Raw genomic sequence first — 354 nt, forward strand, 5'->3', positions numbered from 1 at the left:
CGTGCGGCGGCGAGATCCACCGACCCGGTGTAGGTCGTCGCGGCGACGCCGTCGACGTCGGCTGCCCCCGGCGCGGCGACGACGTCGCGCAGCCCGGGCGCGGCGTGCAGCATCCCGCCGACGGCACCGACCGGGAGGAGCCCCGTGGACAGCGGCTGCCAGCGGTCGCTGCCGCCGAACCGGGCCCAGGCACGGTCGTCGAGCACCCTGACCTGGGCACCACGGGTGCCGACGGCGACGGTGAGGTCCGCGGCGAACGGGGTGAAGCGGGCGGGGCCGGAGGCGCGCACCGGGCCGGTGACCGAGTCCAGCTCGACGTCGACCCGCGCCGACCCGGCGCCGGCGAGCGCGGTG

The 354-nt window shown here is 79.1% G+C and carries 1 protein-coding gene; it reads right to left on the reverse strand.

The window, feature by feature from the left end:
• Positions 1-354: hypothetical protein (locus GTW08_RS17740; protein WP_161152250.1), on the reverse strand; the 354-nt coding region annotated here is incomplete at both ends.

The organism is Pseudonocardia sp. SID8383 (assembly GCF_009864975.1).
In the GTDB taxonomy this organism is placed as follows: Bacteria; Actinomycetota; Actinomycetes; order Mycobacteriales; family Pseudonocardiaceae; genus Pseudonocardia; species Pseudonocardia alni.